This window comes from Halomonas binhaiensis (assembly GCF_008329985.2).
Taxonomy (GTDB): domain Bacteria; phylum Pseudomonadota; class Gammaproteobacteria; order Pseudomonadales; family Halomonadaceae; genus Halomonas; species Halomonas binhaiensis.
Window position 1 is genome coordinate 3,375,076 of record NZ_CP038437.2, and the last position, 25,406, is coordinate 3,400,481.

Here is a 25,406-nt window from a genome sequence, read left to right on the forward strand (position 1 = left end):
GAGCGGAGCTGCACTGCATTCGCCGCCGAGACGATGACCTTAAGGTTGGCCGTTTCCCTCCCAGCCCCCATCAGTTTGATGGTTGTACAGTATTATCACAACTCTAGGGGTCATTTCAGTTAAATGGTGATTCATGAAGCATTCATATAGAGTAACTAAATATTATAAATATGACGATCAAGGTACTCTTTTCTCATCAAGTGATGAGTGGACTAGCTTTTATGATGTTGGTACAAAGGTAGATCTCAATAATTATTTAGTAGTCGAAAAACTGTATCTTGACTTTATTATGGCTGAGTGCTCTGCACATAATATAGACTTCTTGGAGATATCTTCATTAGAAGCAGACAACAAAGAGTTTCCTTATCGAGAAAAAGAGATCGTATCAGGAGAGGACATCAGGAAAGTTGCTAAGCATGTACTGAGGGAAGATGCATGGTGCAAGCTAGTTTCGAAAGATCTACAGATACATTTTGGCTATGATTTTTACATGTACCTTGTTAGTAACTCTCCAATAGATAAATCCACACATACTAATAGTCTATTAAATATAGAAGAATTTCGTTCTCCTTATCTATAGAAAAACATTTCTTTAGATAAAAAATTTTCCATAGTCGCCTGGATCATCATAGACGGGTTTCCCAGGCATGCGTTGCAATAATTAGAAAGAAGATAGTAGCAACAATGGCGACGTAATTAGCATCGATAGCTCCTTCTTCTAGGGACAATATCACGACCCCGAAACCGGGCTGCACTACAACCGCCATCGCTACTATGATCCAGAGATAGGCCGCTTCATCACCCAGGACCCCACCGGCCTGATGGGCGGCGAAAACCTGTATCAGTACGCCCCCAACCCACGACGCCTGCACCGATTTCATGGATGGCTCAACACTTTCGAGATAAAACCTTGCCCTCGATCAACAAAACGATTTCATGGCTGTTGGCGAGGTACGTGATACTTCTGTTCTCCTCTCTATACAGAATACATCTCCCCTGTGCCTGCTCTTCCTGGAGCTGGTGATTTCTTGATATCTGCTGTATGCATTCGGTCTCTTTTCAGATAGAGTCTTGATTCCATTGACAAGGAGTGCTCCTCGTGAAACACATCATCCTGACTGCTCTATTACTTGCCACAGTGTCTGGCTTATCAGCGTGTACAACGACTCAACCTATTCAAGATGTTGAGAAACAAATGGTCACATCGTCAGCAAGTCAAGATGAAGTGCGTCAAGCCATTGTTGATGCCGCAACAAGCCTTGGATGGGTGATTTCCGACGATTACGATAATGAAATAACGGCAGTCATTGATATCCGCACTCATCAAGCGACAGTGAGTATTCCTTATTCAAGTCACGATTATTCTATTCTTTACAAGAATTCCATCAACCTGGATCACCGCGGTGACAAGATTCATCGCAATTATAATCATTGGGTGGCCAATCTTGACCGGGAGATTCGCCGCAATCTCAACATTGCCAAAACAGACCTCTAAGCGACACAGAGCAGAATAGGCTGATCCGTCATTACCTCCCCAAGGGAACGGATATATCGGCATACGGCAAGGAGACGTTGGATGCCGTTTCTTTCAGGCTTAACATGCGCTCATGCAGCGTTCTGATTTTTAAGCCCCGATAGAAATAATGAGTGAGCTGATGGCGAAGTATCACGAAAGGTTATCATTCGTACAATGATGCAGTGTCACTCAGAGTCTGCATCTGCCCACCAGCTCATCTTCTTTACACACATGGGCAACCAGTGCATCAAAACTGACCTTGATAGCCTGAATATCTGAAAAAGTGGGAGGTCGATGGGAAAACCACTCTGCCTCGTCGCGTTCTCGCAGCGCGCTGTGAGGCCAAAATCGAGCCTCACAGGTTTCTCCGATCACAACAAGATAGAAGCTTCTTCGTCCATCGGTGAAGGAAATATTTCGGGGAATATATGCACCTGCTCCACAGGGAAGCGAATACCAGAGATCCTCATTACGCCACATAATATTGCCCAAGGGGGCCTTTACAGAACACCCTATAGAGTTGTGCCGGTTATATAGCACCGTATTGATCTCCGCCATAGGGAAAAGATCACGGACCGCCCTGCTCCGTCGTGACATGGACAACCTGTCCAGCCAGCTCCCTTCTGAACCATTGCCAGATGAAGAACCGCAAAGGCGCTCTTCCCGGTAATAAATATTCATGAGTAAGCCCTTATTGGTACAGTTGAAAAGCTAACACAGACCCTTTCCCCATGCTGCGCTGGATGATATCTCACCAGCCTCTCGCCCCCCAGGCACGATGAGTTGCTCAAGTAGCAGATATCTCACACTGATGGTCATTTATCTCCTACATCTTTTCCCTGACAACAGACCTAGCCTGCAAGTGCGATGCAACTAGTTTTGCATGTATTCATTTCCCACGGATGGCCTCACCCCTCCTGTCTCTGCACTGGCAGGCCAATGACTGATCTCAGTCATGCCATGGTCGCCATGCGCTGACGCTTCAGGAGATCCCACAACAGGAATGTTACCCAGATTGGCAATATGCCGGGACCAGCCGTGCTTGATGGCTTGAGTTCAGGTTGAGCAACGGGCTATTCCGCGGTCTCCGGACGGCGCGATTGTCGTGGCCGCAATTTCAATGACGATTCGGAGGGATATCACCGACAAGTCCAACATCACAGCATCACACCTATGTCCTGACAGCTTCATCTACATCAAGAATGGAGAAAGCCACATGCACGGACAGTGGAGTAAATATAAAGACCGTGGGCAGCCAATTGCCTCTGACCGCCAGGCAAAACCGCAACCGCTGCTGAAACATGGATACCACGCAGGTATCACACTGATCGGGCTGATTGCCTGTAGCCTTTCCACCAGCTTGCCAGCGCAGGAAACAAGTCAGGCGGAACCTGCAGGCGACACCACCACCTTGCCACAACTGAGCCCGACCATCCCTCTTGAAATCCCCCCCGCCAAGGACCCAGTCACGCTCGAATCCTTGCAACACGACTTCGATGTCTTTTCCTGGCAGAGCTTCATTGCGCTGAACTGGCCGGCGACTGCCGACGGTCAGCCGAACAACGACATGGTGATCGGCCAGAATCCTGGCGGCCCCGTTGTCTGGCAAAGCTGGCGCGAAAGCCGCTCGATCTTCCTGCCTGGTGGCGCCCAACCTCCGGCCTGGGGACAAGGCACCGCTGTGCCTGAAGTATGCCAGGGTATCGACCCCACCAGCATTCCCCCGGGTACCCTCCACCTGACCCAAGTCGGCAAGACGCCCGACGTGCTGGATGAAAGCGAAGAACCGTTCGAGACCGGCCCCTTGATCGATCAGAACGGCCAATATACGCGTTACGAGATCCTCACCAACGAGACCATGTTCAACTACGTGTTGGACAACCAGCTCTATTCGAAAGCGGGACAGCAGACCTTCGACAAAGCCAACGAGGTAGCTTTCCCATCGAGCGACACCAAGACGCAAGAGGTGGGATCGATCATGCTGAAAGCTGCCTGGGTCAAGATGGGCGGCAAGTACGACGAGACGAAGTACCACACGGCCACCGCACTGGTATACAACAACCCAGCCGAGCAGCCCGGCGTCAAACCGGCTTGCAGCCTGGAAAAGGTCGGGCTGGTGGGCTTTCATATCGCCCACAAGACCGAAAAAGAACCTCAATGGGTCTGGTCCACTTTCGAGCACGTGGCTAACGTGCCCACCCAGAACGAAGCGCCCCAGTTAAGCGCCTACAATTTTTACGACGCCAGCTGCACTGACTGCCCGGTCAATGAGCCGCCGCCACGTCCCTGGAACCCTGCAAACAGCAACAGCCCACCCTCTCAGATCGAACGCGTGATTCCTATCACCGCTGATACCAAGGCGCTCAATGAGCGGTACCATCAGGCCCTGAAAGCCGCAGTGCCTGACTCCGTGTGGGTGAACTACGAACTGGTGAGTACTCAGTGGCCCACCAATGCCGGCAGCAAGACCGACCCAACAGGAGTGCCAGCACCCTCCTTCCTCGCCAATACCACGCTGGAAACCTATATCCAGGGTGAGGTCAAGCAGACCTCCAGCAGTTGCATGGCCTGCCACAACAACGCTACCGACACGGCCGGCGCCTTCTCCGATTTCACCTATTTATTGCAACGAGCCCAGTAGCGATTGCAACGAGCCCAGCAACGATTAGAACAAGCCCAGCAAGAGCGTGACGGGCCCAACGAGAAGGTTCGCAACGCTTGAGGAGGACTATCCCATGAGCAGCAATGACGACATGGCCAACTTCATCGGCCTAAGCGCCGTCCTGACCGGCTTCAATGCCAACATTCTCAACCCTTTTCTGGATCCGGTGAATATCAAGTCGGAGTACCTTCCGGTTTTCTGCGCAAAAATCGCCGAGGAGTCCAAGAATCCCAAACTGGTGACAAACATTTTTGCCAAGTTCACCCAGCTCCATAACCAGAAAGACCCCAAGTTGAACGATCAACAGATCGGTGAAGCGATGCTCGACCCAGCCAACGGCGCCGACTTCGTGCTCGCCTGCCGCAAGCTGATTTTCATGTGGTACTCGGGAGCCTGGCCGACCATCATTCCCGCCACAGCAACAGCGCCAGCCAGTACTGTCAGCGAGATCATCTCCGCCAAGAGCTATACCTGTGGTCTCGTCTGGCAGGTGATGCAATCGCACCCAATGGGGGATTCCAACCTCCACTATGGCTACTGGGCCAAGGATCCCATCCCGCTCAGCGACTACACCGGCAATGGAGGAGCGCATCATGACAACGCAGAATGATGGGCAGAGCTATGATCTGGTGATCGTTGGCTCCGGCGTTGCCGGATCGATCGTCGCCTACCAGTTGGGATCCCAGGGCAAGAAAGTGCTGATACTCGAAGCCGGTCCGGAAGTGCCGGCGGACCGTAGCGGCTATATGGAGACATTCTTCAAGGCCAACGCCAAGACGCCCGAGTCGCCCTATCCGCCCGCCACACAGGGTGCTCTGGCCTCGACAGCAGACAACCCGTTGGGACTGCCCGATCCAAAACAGGAAAATACGCCGCGCTACACGGTGCTGCAGATAGGCGCCTGGCGCAAACCCGATCAATGCTATTTCGATTACACGCCACAGGACCCGAAGCTGAACGGCGATAGTCCCCAGGCCAAGTTCGCCTTCGGCAGTTCCTACGAACGCATCGGTGGCGGCACCACCTGGCACTGGCTAGGCACCAGCCTGCGTCTGTTCCCCAACGATTTTGAAATGCAGACCAAGTACAAGCAGGGCGTGGATTGGCCTGGCGGCGCCAAGTTCTATGATGCACTGGTGCCCTATTACGAGCAGGCGACCAAGCACATCGGGGTATCGGGCGACAAGCAGGCAATGGACCAGATCTACAGCGCGTTTGGGGTCTCCCCCGATGGTCACTATGGGTCGCAATACGATTACCCCATGCCCGGCATCGACCCGTCGCTGGTCGACAATAGCCTAAACATAGAAGCGGTGACGTCGCTGAAGGTCGACGATATCCCGGTTTCCATCACCCCTACGCCCCAGGGCCGCAACTCCCGACCGGGCGAGCGCCGCCAGTGCGCAGGCAACACGAACTGCATCCCTATCTGTCCTATCCAGGCCAAGTACGATGCCACGGTTACCCTGGCGCAAGCGCTGCAGACCGGTAACGTGGAAATTCGCTACCGCTGCGTGGCCAGCAACATCCGCCTGGACGATACCACTCATGAGGTCAGCGGTATCGACTACATCACCTACGATACTCAGAGCGGTATCCCGACCGGTTCGGGCAAGGCAGTCGGGGAAAAATACTTTCTCGCCGCCCATGCCATCGAGACACCCAAGTTGCTGCTGATGTCGAACAAGAATAAGAATTTCCCCAATGGCGTGGCCAACTCCAGCGACCAGGTAGGGCGCAACTTGATGGACCACATCATGTACCTGGCCTGGGGGCTGGCGAAGAATCCGGTTTTCCCCTATCGCGGCCCGCTCTCCACCTCGGGGATCGAATCGCTGCGCGACGGCAAGTTCCGCAGTGAGCGCTCGGCCTACCGTATCGAGATTGGTAACGAGGGCTGGCAATGGGCAGCCAATGACCCATTCACGACCCTCGCGGATTTCGTCTTCGGTCAGGATGCCAGCCAGACCAACGGCAATGCGGTCAACGCGCAGGAACAACCGCTGAAGTTCGACCCAAGCTTGCCGGACAATGCCCAGCTGTTCGGTGCCAAGCTCGTCAGCACCCTGAACGGGATCTACACTCGCCAGATCCGCCTGGGGTATCTGATCGAACAGTTACCCGACCCGGAGAACCGCGTGGAACTGTCAGAAACCCTAAAGGATCACCTGGGCCTGCCACGTCCCAAGATTACCTACCGGATAAAGAGCAACTACGAGCGCAACGCCTTCGTATCGGCCAAGAAGGTATCGACCGAGATCTTCCAGGCGATGGGAGCCCGTGAGTACACCAAGACACCCCCAGCCCCGGTGTTGTACGGCAGCCCCTCCGAGGTGACGTCCACCAACTTCGAATACCAAGGCCAACGCTTCACCTTCTACGGTGCCGGCCATATCGTCGGTACTTACCGGATGGGTGACAAAAAGGGCAACTCTGTGGTCAACGAACGCCAGCAATCCTGGGACCATTCCAACCTCTACATGGGAGGAAGCGGGCTGTTTCCCACGGTCGCCACGGGTAACCCCACCCTGACCATCGCCGCCCTGGCCTTCAAGACGGCAACGCATATCCTGGAGGACTTTGGTAAATAAGGCTTAAAGCCCCTGCCCTGATGCCTGGGTTTTCCTGGCATCCGGGCGGGGGTTACGCCCCTCTACTCTTTCATCTCTTTCATCTTTTTCATCTCTTTCATCTCTTCCCCCTCCTTCATCTCCTCCGCCTATTTCACCTCTTCCCTCTCCTTCCTCCCGTATGCGCAAGCAAAGCGTTCATATCATCACTCATAAAACCGTCCATAAAGCATTCACAGAATCACAGTGGGTAGGTGTCGTTGGTTCCTGCATATGCCCCTTTTCGCTAGCCGGATATAGCATCCGACTAATGGCGGATGAACTGCCCCGGCGCAGACGGGTCACACCATTGGTCACCGATGTATTTTCGAAGGATTCAGTGACCGCCCCTCAATCATGGAGAATGCTGAATGGATACACGATTCAAGACCATCGCCTTGGCTGGATTGCTTGGTTTCATGTCGATCGGACAGGCGCAGGCCTTGTCTTTCGACAGTGTGAAGGAGAGCGCGAGCAGCATGCTTTCCGAAGGCGGCGGCGAGGGAGCCGGATTATTGAGCTCGCTATCCAGCGGCTCCTTCAGTTCAGGAAGCCTTACCAACCTGACGGGTGTCATCAACTATTGCCAGGAGAAAGGCTATCTCGGCAGTACCGCCGACGTTGCGAAGGATCAACTGATGGAACAGCTTGGTGTTTCCTCGGAGCCCACGGAAGATAGCGCCTACCAGGAAGGCCTGAGCGGAATTCTGCAGGGAGAAGATGGAGAGTCGTTCAATCTGGCCTCCCTGGGTGACACTGTAGGTGAAAAGGCCTGCGGTATGGTGGCAGATCAGGCCGTGTCCATGGTGAGGGGATAAGAGATTGTTCCTGGCCCCGCTCGCTGCAGCGGGGCTCTCTATACCCAGCCTTTTCCCATTCCCCTCTATTCCCATTTCTCCTCTACTCCCTCATCTCTGCTCGCCTGCATGCCGCAATATGATCGAGAAAGGCTCGCAGCTGCGGGGTGACGAGGCGGTTGCCTGGGTAGTAGAGAGAGAACCCGGGTTCCTTTGCACACCATGGGCCGAGCACCTCGACGATATCGCCGCTCGACAATAGCTCCCATGCTTCCGGCTCAAGGAAATAGCCGATGCCAAGGCCGTCCTTGACCGCTCGCAGCCGGGTTGCCACATCATTGGTACACAACGGGCCAGTCACGGCGACCTGAACGGACTGCCCATCACGTTCGAATTCCCACTGGTACAAGTGTCCTCCACTTGGCCAGCGCATGTTGATGCAGGCATGTTCCTTCAAGTCTGCGGGATGCTCCGGTGTGCCCGCCCGCGCCAGATAGGCCGGTGATGCCACCGCAATCCAGCGCAAGGGATCACTCAGCGGCACGCCCACCATGTCCTGCTCCAGGTTTTCACCGAGGCGAAGCCCGGCATCGCATTCGCTTTCTACTACATCTTCCAGGCGATCGGAGACGACAATCTCGACCTCGATCCTGGGATATGACTGGGCAAAGCTCGTCAGGTGTGGCGCCAACGCATAGGCTGCCCCGGTGCGCGATGCATTGATGCGCAGCCGGCCACCGAGTTCGCCCTGCTGGTTCTGCAATTGAGCCTGCGCCTCGGTGATTTCCTTCAAGGCGGGCCGAATCCGTTCATACAACTGCTGCCCGGCTTCTGTCGGCCGCGTGGCACGGGTAGTTCTGTTCAGCAGGCGCTGGCCCAGGCGTACCTCCAGCCGCCGGATCGTCTGGCTGAGCGCTGAAGGCGAAACCCCGAGCCATTCCGCTGCTCGGGCGAAGTTGCCGTGCTCGATGATCGCGGCGAAGGCACGCAGCTCCGCTACGTCACTTCCTTTCATTGCGACCTTCCATGATGTATCCCAGCATCGTTGTTTATTTCAGCGCCACTGTTTATCTCAACTTCATGGTCCATGAAGATATCAGCATATTCTGTCCATTTTGAAACAGATCTATCTTCCCAGGAAGCCAACAGCGGAGGAAAGATCCCATGCAGCTCGACCATTACCGTTTGCTGGGCCGTTCAGGCCTGAAGATATCGCCCATGGCGCTTGGCACCATGACCTTCGGTACGGAATGGGGTTTCGGCGCCGATGAGCCAACGTCCCGCGCGATTTTCAATCGTTATGTCGAACGTGGCGGCAACTTCATTGATACGGCGAACTACTACACAGGCGGCACTTCCGAATCTTTTATCAGCCGCTTCGCCAAAGGGCGGCGTGAACGCCTGGTCATTGCCACGAAATACACTCTGCCAATGCGTACCAACGATCCTAATTCCGGCGGCAACAGCCGACGCAGCATGGTCCGTGCGGTAGAAGACAGCCTGACCCGCCTCGACAGCGATTATATCGACCTGCTGTACCTGCATGCCTGGGACTTCACCACGTCCGTGGAAGAGATTCTGCGTGCCATGGATGACCTGGTGACGGCAGGCAAGGTCGTGTACCTGGGGCTATCCGATATTCCCGCCTGGCAGGCCTCGCGGATGCAGGCCATTGCGGACCTTCGCGGCTGGTCACCTCTGATCGCCATGCAGCTGGAATACAACCTGATCGAACGCAGTGTGGAGCGAGACCTGGTGCCGATGTCCCGCGAAATGGGCATGGGTATTGTGCCCTGGTCACCCCTGGCCAGCGGGTTGCTGACCGGGAAGTACCAGCGAACCGAGCTCGCACCGGAAAGCGTGGCCAGCGGTAGTCGTGCCGCCATCGTGACGGAAGCCGGCCCCGTCCCGGAACGCAGCTTCCGTATCGTCGATGAGTTGAAGCAGGTCGCAGCAGAACAGGATGCATCGCCTGCCACCGTGGCACTGGCGTGGCTTCTCACCCGCCCCGGCATGGCGGCGCCACTTATCGGAGCGCGCTCGGTAGATCAGCTCGATGCCAACCTGGCCGCACTTGAACTGGAGCTGACGGATGACCAGTTGGCCCGGCTCGACAGTGTCAGCAAAGTGTCGCTGGGTTTTCCCCATGACTACCTTCAACGCCCTGCCGTCCAGGCCAATATCTATGGTGGCATGTCGATCGCGACAGTGACTGACGCCTGAAAGTGCCCAGCGCCAGCTTCTGTCTATACGCGCTAGCTTCTGTCTGTAGAAGTCTTCACACCTCAAGCGAGGGCACATCCAGCTCACGCACTGGGCGCACTTCGACACTACCCACCCGTGCAGCGGGAATGCCCTTGGCAATTTCCAGGGCTTCGTTCACATCCTGTGCTTCCACCAGATAGAAACCCGCGAGCTGTTCCTTGGTTTCTGCAAAAGGGCCGTCGGTAACGACGGTCTTGCCGGACCTTACCCGCACGGTCTTGGCCGTCAGCACCGGTTCCAGGGCTTCAGCGGCAAGCATGCTGCCACTGTCCTGGACTTTCTCGGCATAAGCCAGGCATTCCTCGTCGTGCGGACTTTCCGGAAGGCTATGGAGCAATTCTTCATCGCTGTAGACCAGGCATAGATATTTCATTTTCGTCCCTCATTCGTGGGTTGTCGTTCTTATGGTCGCGTCAGGTTGCTGCAGATCGACATACGGTTGTGATTTTTTGCGTTCAACACCACTGAGGGCTCTCTATCCATCATTGGCTGAGGGCTCTATCTACAACACCGCTGAAGGCTCTCAATCACGCCCCTGCGGTGCACCCAGCGGAAACAGGTGTCGATAAGGGCGCGCTTCATCAAGCACCTGTGCATAACTTGAGCGCGCCAGCAGCCGTGTGCGATAGGCGTGGACATGGCTGAATCGTTCGGGAATGGCATGCGTCCAGTCGGCATAAAGGAGCGCTGGTGCTGCGGCGCAATCGGCCAGGCTGAAAGTGTTTCCCGCTACCCACTCACGACCTGCCATGCGCTGGTCGAGAATGGCGTATGCGGTCTCCAGTGCGGTTTTCCATTTCGCGCAGTCATCACCATCGTCAGGCTCGCGCCCGAGCGCGACATAGATCACCCGTTGCTGAGGATAGCTGATGTAATTGTCGAAGAACCGATCCCACATGCGGACCTCTGCCGCCATGACAGGATTCTGCGGAATGAGCCGAACCTGGTCCGGATAGAGCGCTTCGAGATATTCGATGATGCCGGTTGCCTCGAAGATCAGCTGATCACCATCGACCGCTACCGGAAACTTGCCGATGGGCCACAGCGCCGCGAATTCACTTGCCACTGGTTCGCTGCCATCCAATAGCTTCACCACGAATGGCACGCCCTTTTCATAGAAGGCCACCTTTGCCTTCTGGCAATAGGAGGAAAAAGGATGAAGATAGACGGTCAACGCAGCGCGCTGATACATCGTGGCGTCTTGTCCCATGGTGATATCTCCTTGGCGTCGCCGGGTTTGTCCAGTTTCTGTGAGTCGCTTCAGGTACACCCAAATCGACATATCAGCTTGATACGTACTATTGCTGATTACGTACTATTGCTGATTCGGCAATTACTGATCCGGTAGCGCAGGATGCGATCGCCGTTGAATCGATCATGGCTGAAGGCTTTTTCAATTTTAGTTAATGACTCTTTCCATCTCGGCTGAGGGCTCTATCTACAACACCGCTGAGGGCTCTTTCCATCTCGGCTGAAGGCTCTATCTACAACACCGCTGAAGGCTCTATCTACAACACCGCTGAAGGCTCTCAATCACTCCCTCGTATGCCCCAATGGGAGTAAATAAAGATAGAACCATTCCTCATCGAGAGTCAGTGCATGACATCGACAAAGAGTGCTGTAGTCCAAGCAGCGGTTAAGTCCTGTTAAAGCGGTTAACGGAACTTTTCGCCATCATCAACGAACGCCTGGTCTACAGTGCTTTGTGAGTCCGTATAACACGGAACTCGCGCCAGGAGGACTGCCAAGATGCGGACTGATGAGGCGGCACGTAGACGACTACTGAACAAGGATCTTATCGAGGCATTGATTCGTATTGGCTTGATCATCTTCCTGGTGGTCATGTGTATACGAATTTTCGCGCCCTTCGCCAACCTGATGATCTGGGGCCTGATTCTGGCCATCGCTCTCTCTCCCTTGCACCAACGGTTGGCCAAGCGTCTAGGAGGCCGCCAAGGGCGTGCTTCGACACTCCTGGTGGTCGCCATCCTGCTATTGCTTGGCGTGCCGACGGTGATGCTGGGTATTGCCTTCGCAGATCATCTCCACGCACTTTACTCTGCCTTCAACGACCAGACGCTCACCATCCCCACCCCCAAGCCAAGCGTGGCCGAGTGGCCGCTTGTCGGAGAGCGAGTCTATTCAGCCTGGGAGACAGCAGCCACCAACCTTCCAGCACTGCTGGCAGAGAACCAGGAGCTACTCCGAAACCTGGGGCGAAAGGCTCTAGGTACGGCAACCAACACGGCAGGCAGCCTCCTTGGGCTGTTCGCCGCGCTGATCATCGGTGCGGTGATGATGGCCTATGCCGAACCTGGCAACCGTGCCATGGAGCGTATCTTCCGCCGTCTGAGCGATGAGACACGAGGCCCTCGGATGCAGAAGCTTGCGACTGCCACCGTTCGTTCAGTCGCGGTCGGTGTCATCGGCGTGGCCTTCATTCAAGCCGTGTTACTGGGGGTGGGTTTCCTGCTGGCGGGAATTCCGGGGGCTGGCGTCCTCGCTCTGATCGTCATGTTCATCGGCATCCTCCAGTTGCCAGCACTGATCATTTCGCTGCCCGCCGTAGGCTACTTATGGTGGCTGGGCGATGGTTCCACCACGATGAACATCGTCTTTTCGATATATCTCATCCTGGCGGGCATGATCGATAACGTTCTCAAGCCACTGCTGCTGGGCCGTGGCGTCGATGCGCCAATGCTTATCGTGCTGCTCGGCGCCATTGGCGGGATGCTGACAGGGGGACTGGTCGGCCTCTTCGTCGGCGGTGTCCTGCTTGCTGTCGGTTATCAATTGTTCATGGAATGGGTCGAAGCCGACGAGCACAACATTCCCCCGGCTCAAGCGCAGGACAAGCCTCTGAAGAAGCCTGACTCTGCCCCTGACGCTGAGTCCTGACGCTGATGCAAAGCCTTGAACCGGTTCTGAATCCGGACTCGGTGCTGAATCTGGACCCTGTGCTGAGTCCTGACCCTGTGCTGAATCTGAACATAGCGCCTTCCACCGAAGAACAGTGCCTACCCCGGCCCTGCGCATGGCTGGTGATGGTATTGATGCCGTTGCTGTTGAGCGGCTGCATCACTCTAGGCCCTGACTTCGAGGAACCCGAGGTGACCTGGCTCGCCGACTGGCAATCCGACCTCTACGGCCAGGCCAGCGCAGGATCAGGCGAGAGCGACTTGCGCTTCTGGTGGCAACTGTTCGATGACCCGGTGCTCAATGAACTGATCGAGACCGCACGGCGCGAAAATCCCTCTCTAAGGATTGCAGGGCTGCGCATCCTCGAGAGTCGGGCAGCACTCGGTATCGCCGGTAGTAACCTCTACCCTCAGCTTCAGCAGCTCGGTGGCGCGGCGACACGGGTTCATGATCAACGGAGCAATGGTCGAGATCGAAGCCTCACCAGCTATTCCGCTGACTTCAGCCTGGGCTGGGAACTGGATTTCTGGGGACGATTCCAGCGCGGCATTGAATCCGCTGATGCCGCTTTCTTCGCCTCCATTGCCAGCCAGCGCGATGCTCAGGTTCTACTCAGCGCTCAGGTTGCCAATCTCTACTTCGCTTACCGAACAACGCTTCTGCGCATCGAGATTGCTCGGCACAATGCCGCCATTCAGCAGCGCAGTTTCGACATCACCCGAAAGATTTTCGAGAGTGGCCAAGGTTCAGAACTCGACCTGCAACAGGCCAAAACCCAGTATCTGGCCACCCTATCGACCATTCCCGACCTGGAGGCCACGCTGGTCCAGCAGCGCAATGCCCTTGGAGTTCTGCTGGCAAGGCCACCCGGTCAGATGCCGGAGTTACCGACACAAGCCGCTCCTCTCCCCGAGGTAGAGGCGATCATGGTCAGGGAAGTGCCTGCACGGCTGCTGTTACGCCGCCCCGATATCCGAATGGCAGCCTGGCAGGTCGCCATCCAATCCGCTCAGATCGGCATCGCACAAGCAGATTATTATCCGGCGATCACCCTGCGCGGCAGTATTGGCTGGTCGGCCAACTCGCTGGATGGCAGTGCCGATACCTTGCGCACTCTCGGCGGCCCATCGTTGAGCTGGAACCTGTTCGACCACGGCCGTATCACCAATAACGTGCGCCTCCAGGACGCTCGCCTGCAGCAGACCATCGAATCCTTCCAGAACGAGGTGCTGCAAGCCGCTCGGGAGATCGACGATGCCGCGATCGCTGTCGTCAAGGGCGGTGAACAGCTCCAGATTCTGAGTGACTCACGGCGTGCTGCCGAGCGTTCCCTGGAGCTTGCCACCACCCGCTATCGGGAGGGCTATGCCGACTTCCAGCGGGTCCTGGATGCGCAGCGAGTCCTGTTTTCCCAGGCAGAGCGAGAACTCGTCTCTGAAGGGGCCCGCCTTGGAGCGATCATCACCTTGTACAAGGCGCTCGGTGGCGGCTGGTTGGACACGCCGATAGAACAGCTGGTGCCGGAATCCGTGCGCAATACGATGCGCTCACGGACCCATTGGGGACACCTGCTCGATGCCCCCTTGCCTACCCCCGCAGACAGTAGCCTCAAAGACAGCACCTTTGAAGACGGCACTTCTGAAGCCAGCACTTCGGAAGACAGAACCTCTGAAAACAGCACCTTGAGCGGATCGAGGACTTCCCTATGACAGACAAACGCCATCAGGATGACCCCGCCGAGGCTGACGATCAGGCCCAAAGTGACAGTGGCGAGCCATCACCAACGCCCCCGGACGGTACTGAGCAGAAGGATGCCGGGGGCATGGTTCGCAAAGGGGGGATCGGGGTAGCCCTCGTCATCCTGGTCAGCCTGGTCGCCTATCTGCTGGCGGACCGGTATACCCCTTACACCAGCCAGGCAAGGATTGACGGCTATGTGGTCGGCGTGGCGCCCCAGGTCGCGGGCATCGTGACGCAGGTCTGGGTGCGCAACAACCAAGCGGTGGAGAAAGGCGAAAAGCTGTTCGAGATCGATCCCTCACAGTACCGCATTGCCCTGAACAAGGCCCTTTCCGATATCGATAACACCCGTCGCCAGGTGGGAGCCGGTGGCGCGGCAGTAGAAGCCGCCCGGGCGAATCTGGTCGCCGCCCAGGCCAATGCGCTCAAGGCGCAACAGGATGCTACCCGGCTACAGCGTCTGTATGCCGAGGACGCTGGCACCATCTCGGTACGGCGCCTGGAAATCGCGCGCGCCAGCCACCAGCAGGCCGAGGCCCAGGTGGCAGCGGCCAAGGCCAACATTCAGCAGGCCATCGAACAGATGGGGGGAGACGACTCGGAGAACAACACCCTCCTCAACTCGGCGCTGGTCGCAGTGGAGAAGGCCGAGCTGGACCTTTCCAATACCGTAGTCCGGGCTTCATCACGCGGCGTGATCACTGACTTGCGTGCCGATGTTGGACAGTTTGCCGGTACGGGAAGCCCAGTGCTGACCCTGGTGGCGATCAATGATGTCTGGGTCAATGCCGAATTCACCGAAAACAACCTGGGCCATGTGGCGCCAGGTACGCCGGTGGACCTTCTGTTCGATGCCCTGCCAGGACAAGTGTTTCACGGTGAGGTTCGCAGCATCGGCCTGGGTGTGAGTGACGGCCGGAGCCAGCCCGCAGGTACACTTCCGACCCTCCAGAACGACCGAGACTGGTTACGCCAGGCACAGCGCTTTCCGGTCATCGTCAGCTTCGACAGTGCCCAGGATCCCGCCCTGCAGGCACAGCTACGCATCGGTGGCCAGGTGTCTGTCATCGCCTACGGCGAGGGTGCCGGGCCGCTGAGCTGGCTGGGCAAGCTCTACATTCGCATCGCCAGCTGGCTGACCTATGTCTATTGAGCGCCGTACGACAAAGATGCCACTCGCGGCACGGCGCACCTTCCGCTTTGCCCTGGTGGTAGCCCTGTCACTCGTTCTTGCCTACGGCCTCGGCACACCACTGCCCTTTCTTGCCCCACTGTTCGGAGTGCTGCTCACCACGGCGCCTGCCCCACCGGTGGGAGTAAAGGGACTGCTGACACTGACCCTGGTCGTCACGCTCACGCTGGGGATAGGGCTGGTGCTTGCCCCGATGCTCCGCCAATATCCCCTCTCGGCAGTGCTGATCATTGCCGTGAGTCTCTATTTGAGCACCTTGCTCAATGTAGGACTCGGCAAGGGACTGGTCAGCACTCTGCTCATCATGGGATCCACCCTCATTCCCGCCGCCGGGCTGGTCAGCCAGGCCCTCGCCGCCAGCGTGATTCAGGCACTGATCATCGGCATCTTTCTGGCCATCATCAGCCAGTGGCTCATCTACCCTTTCTTTCCCGAGGATTCGGCCAAGCAAGGCTCTGCGCCCCCACCCCCGGATGCCGGCCAGTCAAACTGGATCGCCCTGCGTGCCACTCTGATCGTGCTGCCACCTGTGCTGCTGGCGTTCACCAACCCATCGCTCTACCTGCCGCTGATCATGAAATCTGCCCTGCTGGCCCAACAGGGCTCTGTGGTCAGCGCTCGGGCTGCCGGTCGTGAACTGCTCGGCTCCACCTTCCTCGCCGGTGGCTTGGCCATCCTGTTCTGGTTTGGCCTGAAGCTTTGGCCGAGCCTGTGGATGTTCTTCCTGTGGATGCTGCTGGTCGGCCTCTACGTGGCAAGCAAGCTGTATGGCGTTCTCGCTAGCCGCTTCGCTCCCACTTTCTGGCAGAACGTGATCGTGACGCTGCTGATCCTGCTCGGCCCTGCCGTCGAGGACAGCGCCAATGGCAAGGACGTCTATGAGGCCTTCATCGTGCGCTTCGCTCTGTTCATTGCGGTAACAGCCTACGCCTGGAGCGCAATTTTCGCCCTGGAGCGGCTACGCGCACGTCGCCTCGCTCGCTCCTCGTCTTCTTTCAACACCGGAACCCCACGATGCTGATGAATCTCTTGATCGGCCTCTCCACCATGGCCGTATGTCTTCTGCTACAGACGTTGCTGCTCACCATCGCCATCCGCTATTACACGCGTCACCGCGAGCAGGTCTCCGGCCCATCGGCCTGGAAGACGCTGAAGATTCTCAACATCGTCATGACGATCCTGGTGCTGGGCAACCTCACCCAGGTCACCCTTTGGGCACTGGTCTTCAGAATGCTCGGCGAATTCGAGATATTCAGCACTGCGGTCTATCACTCAGCGGTGAACTTCGCGACACTCGGCTACGGTGACATTGTGATGTCCGAACAGCACCGACTGCTCGGTCCACTGGAGGCGATCAATGGGGTATTGATGATCGGCGTCTCTACTGCCGCCCTGATGGCGACCGTCCAGGATATGGTCAAGCGGACCATCCTCGCCCGGCAGCAGGACGACCACCGTTAAGAGCGTGAGGAGCCCTTTGATTACGTGCTGAGCTGAGCATGACAATCCGCTAGTATCATCATTCGGGCCCAGGTCAGGTCGCCGAATTGTCGCTCAGGTCATGTCATGGATATCAAACAGCTCAAGTTTCTCGTTGCCCTTGATCAAACCCGGCACTTCGGCAAGGCCGCCGATCTTTGCCATGTCACCCAGCCGACGCTGTCGATGCGCATCAAGGGCCTGGAAGATGAGCTCGACCTGGTACTGATAAGGCGCGGCCATCGTTTCGAAGGCTTCACCGAAGCCGGTGAAAGAATACTGGCCTGGGCCAAAACCCTGCTGACCGCCCACGACGGACTTCAGGCCGAAGCCGCCAATTGCCGTGGCCAACTAGTGGGGAATCTGCGGATTGGCATGGTGCCGCTTGCCAGCTTCGACCCCATGCAACTGCTGAAGCCACTCTCGCAACGCTACCCCGAACTTTCCTTCCAGCTCTCATCCATGAGTTCCGAACAGATCATCGACGGCTTGAGCAGCAATGATCTCGATCTTGGCCTTTGTTATCTCGACAACGAAAGCACGGAACAATTCGAGGCGATCGCATTGGATGTCACCAGCATGGGGTTGCTGTCTGATATTCGTTACTTCCACTTCGAAGGCGAAACGCTGACCTGGCAAGAGGTCAGCGAAGTGCCCCTGGGCATGCTGTCGAAAACCATGCGTTTTCGGCAGTCGATCATGCTGAAGATGAGTGGCCTTGGGCTACACCCGACCCCGGTACTGGAAAGCGACTCCACCTATCAGCTGGCGCAGGCCGTCAAGTCCGGTATCTGCTGCGCCATCGTGCCATTGCAGAGCGGCACCGATATCCTGAGTGATGAGCTGCGCATCATCCCGATTGCCAATGCCAACACCAACGCTCCCATTAGCTTGCTCATGCGGCAGGCGGAGCCACGTTCGGCCCTGGCCGAGAAGTGCTTTGAGTTGGCGAAAGAGATCTTCGCCAAGGAAAACTCGGTATAAATAAATGGCTGCGCTATTCAAGAAGCAAAAGCGGTCCATCACGAAAAAAAGCACGAAAAAGGGAGCCTCAAGGGGCTCCCTGTCTTGTTTAGCCTTCTTATCTAGCTATTTTGTTTGGCCATATCTTGTTTGGCCGTCTCTAGTCTAGAGAGCGGCGCTTGGAATGGTGTTGTCTTCCTGGGCCTTTTCCAGCTTGATCGCGATAAATTTCGATGTCGGGGTAAAGGTTCTTTCCCCGTAGCTATCCAGCGGTACCAGGGGATTGGTTTCCGGATAATAGGCGGCGGCCTGCCCTGCGGGTATGTCATAGGCTACCAGCATGAAACCGGACACACGGCGCTCGCGGCCGTCATCCCAGAGGGACACCAGGTCAACCTTGTCGCCTGGCGCAAACCCCAGCCGACGAATCTCCTCTTCATTGACGAAAATGACTTCACGCAGCCCAAACACGCCACGGTAACGATCATCCAGGCCATACAAGGTGGTGTTGTACTGATCATGCGAGCGCATGGTCTGCAGGATCAGGTCTGGCTTGTCCCCCCGTGCTGTCACGCCTTCATTGATGAGCTGCTTGGGCAGCGCACAGGGCTTGAACTGCGCCTTGCCGCTTGCGGTATTCCAGCGCCGTTCGGAGGCCGCATTGCCCAGATGAAACCCACCTGGCTGTTGCAGCTTGGCATTGAAATCGGCGAAGCCGGGAATGGTATCGGCAATCAGGTCACGAATGCGGTCATAGTGAGCAATGACATTGTCCCAGTCGATCGGATGGTTGCCCAGGGTCGCCTTGGCCATGCCCGCAATGATCGCAGGCTCCGAGCGCAGGTGTTCAGAGCCCGGAGGAAGCTGGCCGTAAGAGATATGCACCATGCTGAAGGTATCTTCGACCGTCACGCCCTGCGGCCCTTCGGCCTGCATGTCCACTTCTGTCCGCCCCAGGCAAGGCAGGATCAGTGCTTCCTTGCCGGTCACCAGGTGGGAACGGTTCAACTTGGTGGAAATATGCACCGTCAGGTCACACTTGCGCATGGCCTCGTGAGTCCGCGGGGTATCCGGGGTCGCCTGAACGAAATTGCCGCCCAGGCCGATGAACACATTGGCATATTGATCTTCCATCGCCTGAATGGCGCGCACGGTGTTGTGGCCGTGTTGGCGCGGTACCTTGAAGGCGAAGCGCTGTTCCAGGGCATCCAGCAGCCAGGCGGGGGGCTGCTCATCGATGCCCATAGTGCGGTCGCCCTGCACATTGCTGTGCCCGCGCACCGGAGAAAGACCGGCACCGGGCTTGCCGACATTGCCGCGCAACAGCATCAGGTTGGCGATCTCCTGCACCGTGGGCACCGAGTGGCGATGCTGCGTCACCCCCATGGCCCAACACATGATCACCCGCTCGGCACGACGATACATGTCAGCCGCCAGCTGGATATCGGACAGGCTCAATCCGGACTGTTCGACGATCTGATCCCACGATGTGGCATCCACTTGCGCCAGGTAATCATCCAGCCCAACGGTATGCTGCTGGAGGAACTGATGGTCGAATACTGCAGGCTGGCCAGCCTGTTGCGCTTCACGTTCCCACTGCAACAGGAACTTGGCGATGCCACGCATCACGGCCATGTCGCCCCCCAGGGCGGGCCGGAAGTAGGCCGTGTTGGTCGGCTCGGAGCCATTGCTCAGCATTTCGAAGGGATGTTGAGGATGCTGGAAACGTTCCAGGCCACGTTCCTTGAGCGGGTTGAAGCACACCACTTGCGCCCCCCGTTCGACCGCTTCACGCAGGGGTTCAAGCATGCGGGGGTGGTTCGTGCCCGGATTCTGGCCGATGACAAAGATCGCATCTGCCTTTTCCAGGTCATCGAACACCACGGTGCCCTTGCCTACCCCGATGGTGTCGGTCATGCCGATACCGCTGGCCTCGTGACACATGTTGGAGCAATCAGGAAAGTTGTTGGTACCAAAGGCCCGTACGAACAGCTGATAGAGGAAAGCGGCTTCGTTACTCGCCCGGCCCGAAGTGTAGAACTCGGCCTGATCGGGAGAATCGAGACGCTGCAGATGCTTGGCGATCAGGGCGAACGCTTCATCCCATGTGGTTTCGACATAGTGATCGCTGTTGGCATCGTAGCGCATGGGGTGAGTCAAACGCCCCTGGTACTCCAGCCAATAATCGCTCTGACGCGCCAGTTGCGACACACTATGTTCGGCAAAGAAACGCGGACCAACATAGCGACCGGTGGATTCCCAGTTGACCGCCTTGGCCCCGTTCTCGCAGAACTTGACCAGCCCCTTCTCGGGCGACTCGCCCCAGGCGCAGCCAGGGCAATCGAAGCCACTGTTCTGGTTGGTCTTCAGCATCGCCCGCAGGTTCTTGACCGGCTTCTCACTTCCCAGCCAGCTTTTCGTGACGCTTTTCAGCGCTCCCCAACCCGCCGCGGGTCCTGCGTATTCTTTTACCTTTCCTTTATCGGACATCGAGACTCCAGCACTAAAAAAAACGTCATGATGAGTATTCTTTGAACTCACGATCACGTTGACTTCAAGAAAATACGCTGGCTAACAATCTCCGTCCAATCGATATCTCTTACCCATTGATAAGCACTGTCTATCGAGGTGGTATCAGGAACTTCATCCCCCGGCCGGCCTGTGCACGGCAATGCCGCTCATGACAAGCATGATGCCGAGCAGATCCTGCAGGGTGGGTATCTGCGCCAGGACGATGGCAGCGATGATCGTCGCCGAGGCAGGCAGGAGCGCCAACAGCAAGGCAAATGACTCACGCGGCAGGCGCGACATGGCGAGCTGATCGCAGGCATAGGGAATCACTGACGAGCAGATGCCAACACCCATGCCCACCAATATTACCAATGGCATGCCAAAGGCTCGCTCGGCTTCCAGGTGCTGATCAGAAGTGACCGACCACTCTGATAGAAGTTTTTTACTGTGTTTCTTTTTCCCTTATGCTCCTTTTTACCTACGTTTCGAGCTTCACTGATCGCGATGAATGGCGCAAAGTAGCGAGCTATCTAAAAGAGCCATCAAAAAAGCATTATTTCAGGATTTCCTTATGTCGACTTTCGAGCGCGTCAATCGCCTGTTTCCGGTGTGGGCCATTCTCTTTGCCCTCTGTGCTGCCTGGCAGCCAGAGTGGTTCACTGGCCTGGCTGCCCAAATTCAACTGCTGCTGGCCATCATCATGTTCGCCATGGGGCTGACACTGTCACGACATGATTTTCTCGGTGTGATTCGTGCGCCGTTACCGATCGTGGTCGGGCTGATTCTGCAGTTCTCGATCATGCCGCTGGCGGCGCTGCTGGTGTCCTGGGCACTTGGCCTGTCGCCGGAATTGACCACCGGCATGGTGCTGGTGGGCGCCACTGCCGGAGGCACCGCCTCGAATGTCATGACCTGGCTGGCAGGAGGCAATGTGGCGCTGTCGGTATCCATGACCCTGGTCTCGACGCTGGTCTCGGTGGCAGCCACGCCGCTGCTGACCTGGGCCCTGGTCGGACAGAGTGTCGAGGTCCCCGTATGGGGCATGTTCCTCAGCATTGCCAAGCTGGTGATCGCGCCGATTGCATTCGGTGTGATCATTCACCACTTCCTTGGTCAGCAGATCAAGCGCGTCGAGCCTGCTCTGGCGACCCTGGCGATGGTGGCCATCGTCATCATCATTGCCATTGTGGTCGGTCTCAATGCCGGACGCCTGGCCACGCTGGGGCCGATGGTGGCACTCGCCGTGGTGCTGCATAACGCCATCGGCCTGGCCGGGGGATACAACATCGGGCGCCTGCTCGGTTTCGACAAGCGGACCTCGCGCACCATCGCCATCGAAGTCGGCATGCAGAACTCCGGTCTGGCCGTATCCCTTGCCAGCCAGTTCTTTTCCGCCACATCGGCGCTGCCCGGCGCCTTGTTCTCTGTATGGCACAATGTCTCGGGCTCACTGCTGGCTGGTTACTGGAAGCGCCGTTCAGTGGATGACGAACCGGAACAGTCTCTCGCCAAATAGTCCCCTGCTTGAGATGAGCCCTAGTTGAGATGAACCTTCGTTGAGATGAACCTTCGTTGAGATGAACCTTCGATTGATATGAACCTTCAGGGCCGAGCATGCCAACATGCTCGGCCTTTTTGATGGTGTCAGCGGCGATTGAGTCGCGCAGGCATTTATGTAGTGTTTCCTTAGCACCTCTTTCCGCGGAGACCTAAACTTCAAACGAGGGAAGACCTATATACTCCCAAGGAGGTCACGATGGGCATCCCGATTCTCGCTTCTCAACGCCTCAGCCAACTGACGGGCTCTGTACTGCTGAGTGTTCTCGCCTTGGGGTCCGCCTCGCCTGCCTCGGCAGATACCCCGCTGGTGATTGCCACCGCCAGCCCCACCGGGGTCTACCACATCACAGGTCGAATCCTGTGCCGCCTGGTGCAGACACCCTGTGAAGCGCGCCCTTCCGGCGGTTCCGTCGACAACCTTCGTGCTCTGCGCGCCGATGAAGTGCCCATCGCCCTGGCTCAATCCGACCTTCAATACCATGCGGTGTCAGGGACAGAAGGATTCGCCGAGGCAGGACCCGACGAGAGCCTGCGCGCCCTATTTTCGGTACATAGCGAGCCTTTCACTCTGGTGGCCCGCCGAGACGCCGGCATAGACACCCTGGACGACCTGGCAGGGCATTCGGTGAATATCGGTAATCCAGGCTCCGGGCAGCGAGGCACCATGCTGCAACTGATGGAAGCCCAGGACTGGACCTTCAGCGACTTCGCCGTAGTCAACGAGTTGCCCGCCGATCAGCAGTCCATGGAGCTGTGCCACGGCAACATCGACGCTATGGTCTACACCGTGGGGCATCCCGACACCTCCATCCGCCAGGCCGTCGATCTCTGCGATGCCGTACTGGTGAATGTCGAAGGACCCGCCGTCGACGCCCTGCTGGAAAACGCCCCCTACTACAGCCAAGCGACCATTCCCGCCGGGCTCTATTACGAAGACCAACCCGAGATCACCACCTTCGGCGTGCGCGCCACCCTACTCACCAACGAGTCCACTGACCCCGACCTGGTCTATGAACTGGTCTCCACGCTATTCGACAACTTCGATCGCTTCACCACCTTCCACCCCGCCTATTCCGTCCTCACCCCTGAAACCATGATCGAAGATGGACTGTCCGCACCACTGCACGAAGGCGCCCTGCGTTACTACCAGGAGCAAGGGTGGATGGAAGATGACGACGCGGTTGGGGAGAACGGTATGGGGGATGGTGTGGAGGAGGAGACCAAGGAAGAAGGCGAATAAGTCTTGGTTGACGAGCCATTCTTTATTTTTCATCGATGTTGTGCACCAAGGGTGCACAACAAAGACATTTCTTAAAGAGCTATGTGGCAATCAGTTTGAAAGCTTACTTGGCGGCAAACTGCATGCGGCTGTTGATCGCCCACAGGCTGCTAATCTCCCTGCAGCATGCTGGAAACTGATCAACCTGAATAAGCTGATCGAACAAAAATTCGGGGAAGCACCTAACCCAGCGTAAAGAGCTGGAAGTGCTGCTCCTGACTCTTCATCCACCTCCACCTTCCTACTCGAAACTTCCATTTGAGACCTGCCTCTCCCCCTGCTTGTCGTTTGGCCGCTAGAATCATGCCTTCAAAACGAATCATTTCTACTGCGGCGCATAGAGATTTTCGAGGACGAGGTAATGAATTACTGGTGGGTGAATCAGAATCAGACATATCAGCACGAAGTCCATGGAGGCTATCTGTGGTCTCCCAAGACCAATGCCAACGGTGCTCGTAACCGCTTCTATGATGCCATGACCGAAGTGAGCACGGGCGACATCGTCTTTTCCTTCTGCGATACGCAGATCAAAGCCATTGGTATCGTGAGCGGGTCCCATCAATCATCGTCTAAGCCTGATGAGTTCGGAATTGCGGGAGCAGCTTGGTCTAACGACGGCTGGTACGTGCCCGTTGCCTTCAACAAACTAGCGAACCCAATTCGCCCTAAAGATCATATCGACTTTCTAGCACCTGCCCTTCCTGCCAAATACTCTCCTCTTCAAGCTAACGGTAATGGCAACCAAGGTGTCTATCTAGCCCCAGTCCCTCAACCGCTTGCTGAAGGGTTGATATCGCTATTGGGTGGCCAGGTTGAGGCGATTTTAGAAAAGGCTAGCAGTTCGTCCGACGCTGGAGACAATATCGAGATTAACCACATTCTTGAGAATACAGAGGTAACCACGACACAGCGCACCCAACTTATCCAGGCTCGCATTGGCCAAGGCTTATTCCGGTCCCGTGTCGCTGAGCTAGAACCACGCTGTCGAGTTACGGGAATTGAAGATATTCGCTTCCTGGTTGCTAGCCATATCAAGCCCTGGTCGAAATGCACCAATGAAGAAAAGCTAGATGGTCACAACGGACTATTGCTGACACCTCATATTGACCATCTCTTCGACAAGGGTTACATCACCTTTGATGATGCTGGGCAAATCAAAATCAGCAATCAGCTCCCGGCTTCTGTCCAGCAGGTTTGGGAACTCAAACCGCTTTCCACGCCAGTCGCACTGACAGAGCGCCAAAAAGCCTATATGGACTATCATCGAGAGCATATATTCCGCGGCTGAGTAGATAGCTGATCCTGCTCCCAAGACGGCGTCAGGATCAATCATCTAACATGATTGAGCTAAAAACTGGAGATAAATCAATCTAGCCAAGGATTTTCCAACGACTAAGGAGCAATTGGTAACGTCAAGAATGCCTTACTCAAAATGCCAGCCAAGGCTAGTGCAATTGAAGTTCTTATGACTTCCTGAGTCTACACATCACCGTTTTCATAATGCGTGTACTTCTTTGCACTACCTTTCACCTGCTCCGCGGGATATTTCTTGGCGTTCTTCTCCATTTTCTCCCAGCAAGCCTGTTCAATATCCACACCCAGCTTGCCCGCCAGGCGAATCAGATAAAGCTGAACATCGGCAATCTCGTCACGCACAGCAGCCAGTTGCGCCTCATCCAGATCCTTGGACTGCGCCTCGGTCAGCCACTGAAAGCACTCTTGCAGCTCAGCCGCTTCTACCGTTAGCGCCATAGCCAGGTTCTTGGGCGAATGAAACTGATCCCAGTCACGCTCGGCAGCAAACTGGTTCATGGCTAAGTGAAGCTGCTTGAAAGGGTCGGACATAACAGGCTCCTAATTCTGAATACTGAAAGCATGCCTGTTCTGCGCAGGTGTATCCATCTTGAGCTCCGG

At 56.5% G+C, this 25,406-nt stretch carries 24 protein-coding genes; 17 read left to right on the top strand and 7 right to left on the bottom strand.

The features are described 5' to 3' along the window. Positions 1–133: 133 nt before the first annotated feature. From E4T21_RS14810 to E4T21_RS14820, 3 genes are all read left to right on the top strand, one after another. Complete coding sequence (locus E4T21_RS14810; RefSeq protein ID WP_149285794.1) at positions 134–580, top strand: hypothetical protein; 447 nt, start codon at positions 134–136, stop codon at positions 578–580. A 169-nt stretch (positions 581–749) separates the two neighbouring features. Beyond that, positions 750–959 carry an RHS repeat-associated core domain-containing protein gene (locus E4T21_RS21735; protein WP_205423536.1) on the top strand — a complete coding sequence of 70 codons (210 nt, stop codon included), beginning with the start codon at positions 750–752 and terminating at the stop codon, positions 957–959. Positions 960–1,099: 140 nt separating this feature from the next. Then, positions 1,100–1,495: a hypothetical protein gene (locus E4T21_RS14820; protein ID WP_149285795.1), complete on the top strand. Its 396-nt coding sequence runs from the start codon at positions 1,100–1,102 to the stop codon at positions 1,493–1,495. A 210-nt stretch (positions 1,496–1,705) separates the two neighbouring features. Here E4T21_RS14820 and E4T21_RS14825 read toward each other — a convergent pair whose 3' ends face one another. Then, a complete protein-coding gene (locus tag E4T21_RS14825) occupies positions 1,706–2,197 on the bottom strand; it encodes a hypothetical protein (RefSeq protein WP_149285796.1) in 492 nt (163 codons plus the stop codon). A 535-nt stretch (positions 2,198–2,732) separates the two neighbouring features. Between E4T21_RS14825 and E4T21_RS14830 the strand changes: the two genes are divergently transcribed. The 4 genes from E4T21_RS14830 to E4T21_RS14845 all read left to right on the top strand — a co-directional run bounded on the left by E4T21_RS14830 (position 2,733) and on the right by E4T21_RS14845 (position 7,605). Then, complete coding sequence (locus E4T21_RS14830; RefSeq protein ID WP_205423397.1) at positions 2,733–4,157, top strand: hypothetical protein; 1,425 nt, start codon at positions 2,733–2,735, stop codon at positions 4,155–4,157. Positions 4,158–4,251: 94 nt separating this feature from the next. After that, the gene (locus E4T21_RS14835; RefSeq protein WP_149285797.1) at positions 4,252–4,788 is read left to right on the top strand and encodes a hypothetical protein; all 537 of its coding nucleotides are present in this window, start codon (positions 4,252–4,254) and stop codon (positions 4,786–4,788) included. Then, positions 4,772–6,769 carry a GMC family oxidoreductase gene (locus tag E4T21_RS14840; protein ID WP_149285798.1) on the top strand — a complete coding sequence of 666 codons (1,998 nt, stop codon included), beginning with the start codon at positions 4,772–4,774 and terminating at the stop codon, positions 6,767–6,769. Before E4T21_RS14835 ends, E4T21_RS14840 begins: the two co-directional genes overlap by 17 nt. A gap of 389 nt (positions 6,770–7,158) precedes the next feature. Continuing rightward, complete coding sequence (locus E4T21_RS14845; RefSeq protein WP_149285799.1) at positions 7,159–7,605, top strand: DUF2501 domain-containing protein; 447 nt, start codon at positions 7,159–7,161, stop codon at positions 7,603–7,605. Between the two features lie 82 nt (positions 7,606–7,687). On the opposite strand, the gene E4T21_RS14850 is transcribed toward E4T21_RS14845, so the two are convergent. Beyond that, complete coding sequence (locus E4T21_RS14850) at positions 7,688–8,599, bottom strand: LysR family transcriptional regulator (RefSeq protein ID WP_149285800.1); 912 nt, start codon at positions 8,597–8,599, stop codon at positions 7,688–7,690. A 149-nt stretch (positions 8,600–8,748) separates the two neighbouring features. Between E4T21_RS14850 and E4T21_RS14855 the strand changes: the two genes are divergently transcribed. After that, positions 8,749–9,807 (top strand): aldo/keto reductase, encoded by a 1,059-nt coding sequence (locus E4T21_RS14855; protein ID WP_149285801.1) that lies wholly within the window; start codon positions 8,749–8,751, stop codon positions 9,805–9,807. Between the two features lie 55 nt (positions 9,808–9,862). Here E4T21_RS14855 and E4T21_RS14860 read toward each other — a convergent pair whose 3' ends face one another. Beyond that, on the bottom strand, positions 9,863–10,222 hold the full coding sequence (locus E4T21_RS14860; RefSeq protein WP_149285802.1) for a YciI family protein: 360 nt from the start codon (positions 10,220–10,222) through the stop codon (positions 9,863–9,865). A gap of 150 nt (positions 10,223–10,372) precedes the next feature. After that, the gene (locus E4T21_RS14865) at positions 10,373–11,059 is read right to left on the bottom strand and encodes a glutathione S-transferase family protein (protein ID WP_149285803.1); all 687 of its coding nucleotides are present in this window, start codon (positions 11,057–11,059) and stop codon (positions 10,373–10,375) included. A gap of 539 nt (positions 11,060–11,598) precedes the next feature. Here E4T21_RS14865 and E4T21_RS14870 point away from each other — a divergent pair. From E4T21_RS14870 to E4T21_RS14895, 6 genes are all read left to right on the top strand, one after another. Continuing rightward, positions 11,599–12,747 carry an AI-2E family transporter gene (locus E4T21_RS14870; RefSeq protein WP_149285804.1) on the top strand — a complete coding sequence of 383 codons (1,149 nt, stop codon included), beginning with the start codon at positions 11,599–11,601 and terminating at the stop codon, positions 12,745–12,747. 5 nt (positions 12,748–12,752) lie between these two features. Further along, positions 12,753–14,477, top strand: a complete 1,725-nt coding sequence (locus E4T21_RS14875) for an efflux transporter outer membrane subunit (protein WP_205423399.1) — start codon at positions 12,753–12,755, stop codon at positions 14,475–14,477. Further along, the gene (locus E4T21_RS14880; RefSeq protein ID WP_205423400.1) at positions 14,474–15,661 is read left to right on the top strand and encodes an HlyD family secretion protein; all 1,188 of its coding nucleotides are present in this window, start codon (positions 14,474–14,476) and stop codon (positions 15,659–15,661) included. Before E4T21_RS14875 ends, E4T21_RS14880 begins: the two co-directional genes overlap by 4 nt. 16 nt (positions 15,662–15,677) lie before the next feature. Next, positions 15,678–16,721: a DUF2955 domain-containing protein gene (locus E4T21_RS14885; RefSeq protein ID WP_149285805.1), complete on the top strand. Its 1,044-nt coding sequence runs from the start codon at positions 15,678–15,680 to the stop codon at positions 16,719–16,721. Beyond that, on the top strand, positions 16,715–17,161 hold the full coding sequence (locus tag E4T21_RS14890; protein WP_149285806.1) for a potassium channel family protein: 447 nt from the start codon (positions 16,715–16,717) through the stop codon (positions 17,159–17,161). Before E4T21_RS14885 ends, E4T21_RS14890 begins: the two co-directional genes overlap by 7 nt. Positions 17,162–17,266: 105 nt before the next feature. Continuing rightward, positions 17,267–18,163 (top strand): LysR family transcriptional regulator, encoded by an 897-nt coding sequence (locus tag E4T21_RS14895; RefSeq protein ID WP_149285807.1) that lies wholly within the window; start codon positions 17,267–17,269, stop codon positions 18,161–18,163. A 144-nt stretch (positions 18,164–18,307) separates the two neighbouring features. Here the strand turns inward: E4T21_RS14895 and E4T21_RS14900 are convergent, their stop codons facing one another. Together E4T21_RS14900 and E4T21_RS14905 are read right to left on the bottom strand one after the other, a co-directional pair. Continuing rightward, complete coding sequence (locus E4T21_RS14900; protein ID WP_149285808.1) at positions 18,308–20,632, bottom strand: FdhF/YdeP family oxidoreductase; 2,325 nt, start codon at positions 20,630–20,632, stop codon at positions 18,308–18,310. A gap of 153 nt (positions 20,633–20,785) precedes the next feature. Continuing rightward, positions 20,786–21,031 (bottom strand): EamA family transporter, encoded by a 246-nt coding sequence (locus tag E4T21_RS14905; RefSeq protein ID WP_149285809.1) that lies wholly within the window; start codon positions 21,029–21,031, stop codon positions 20,786–20,788. Between the two features lie 193 nt (positions 21,032–21,224). Here E4T21_RS14905 and E4T21_RS14910 point away from each other — a divergent pair, with 193 nt between their 5' ends. From E4T21_RS14910 to E4T21_RS14920, 3 genes are all read left to right on the top strand, one after another. Next, positions 21,225–22,169 (top strand): bile acid:sodium symporter family protein, encoded by a 945-nt coding sequence (locus E4T21_RS14910; RefSeq protein ID WP_149285810.1) that lies wholly within the window; start codon positions 21,225–21,227, stop codon positions 22,167–22,169. Positions 22,170–22,409: 240 nt separating this feature from the next. After that, a complete protein-coding gene (locus tag E4T21_RS14915; RefSeq protein WP_149285811.1) occupies positions 22,410–23,453 on the top strand; it encodes a TAXI family TRAP transporter solute-binding subunit in 1,044 nt (347 codons plus the stop codon). Between the two features lie 400 nt (positions 23,454–23,853). Beyond that, complete coding sequence (locus E4T21_RS14920) at positions 23,854–24,780, top strand: HNH endonuclease (RefSeq protein ID WP_149285812.1); 927 nt, start codon at positions 23,854–23,856, stop codon at positions 24,778–24,780. Between the two features lie 191 nt (positions 24,781–24,971). On the opposite strand, the gene E4T21_RS14925 is transcribed toward E4T21_RS14920, so the two are convergent. After that, positions 24,972–25,337: a nucleotide pyrophosphohydrolase gene (locus E4T21_RS14925; protein WP_149285813.1), complete on the bottom strand. Its 366-nt coding sequence runs from the start codon at positions 25,335–25,337 to the stop codon at positions 24,972–24,974. Positions 25,338–25,406: the final 69 nt, after the last annotated feature.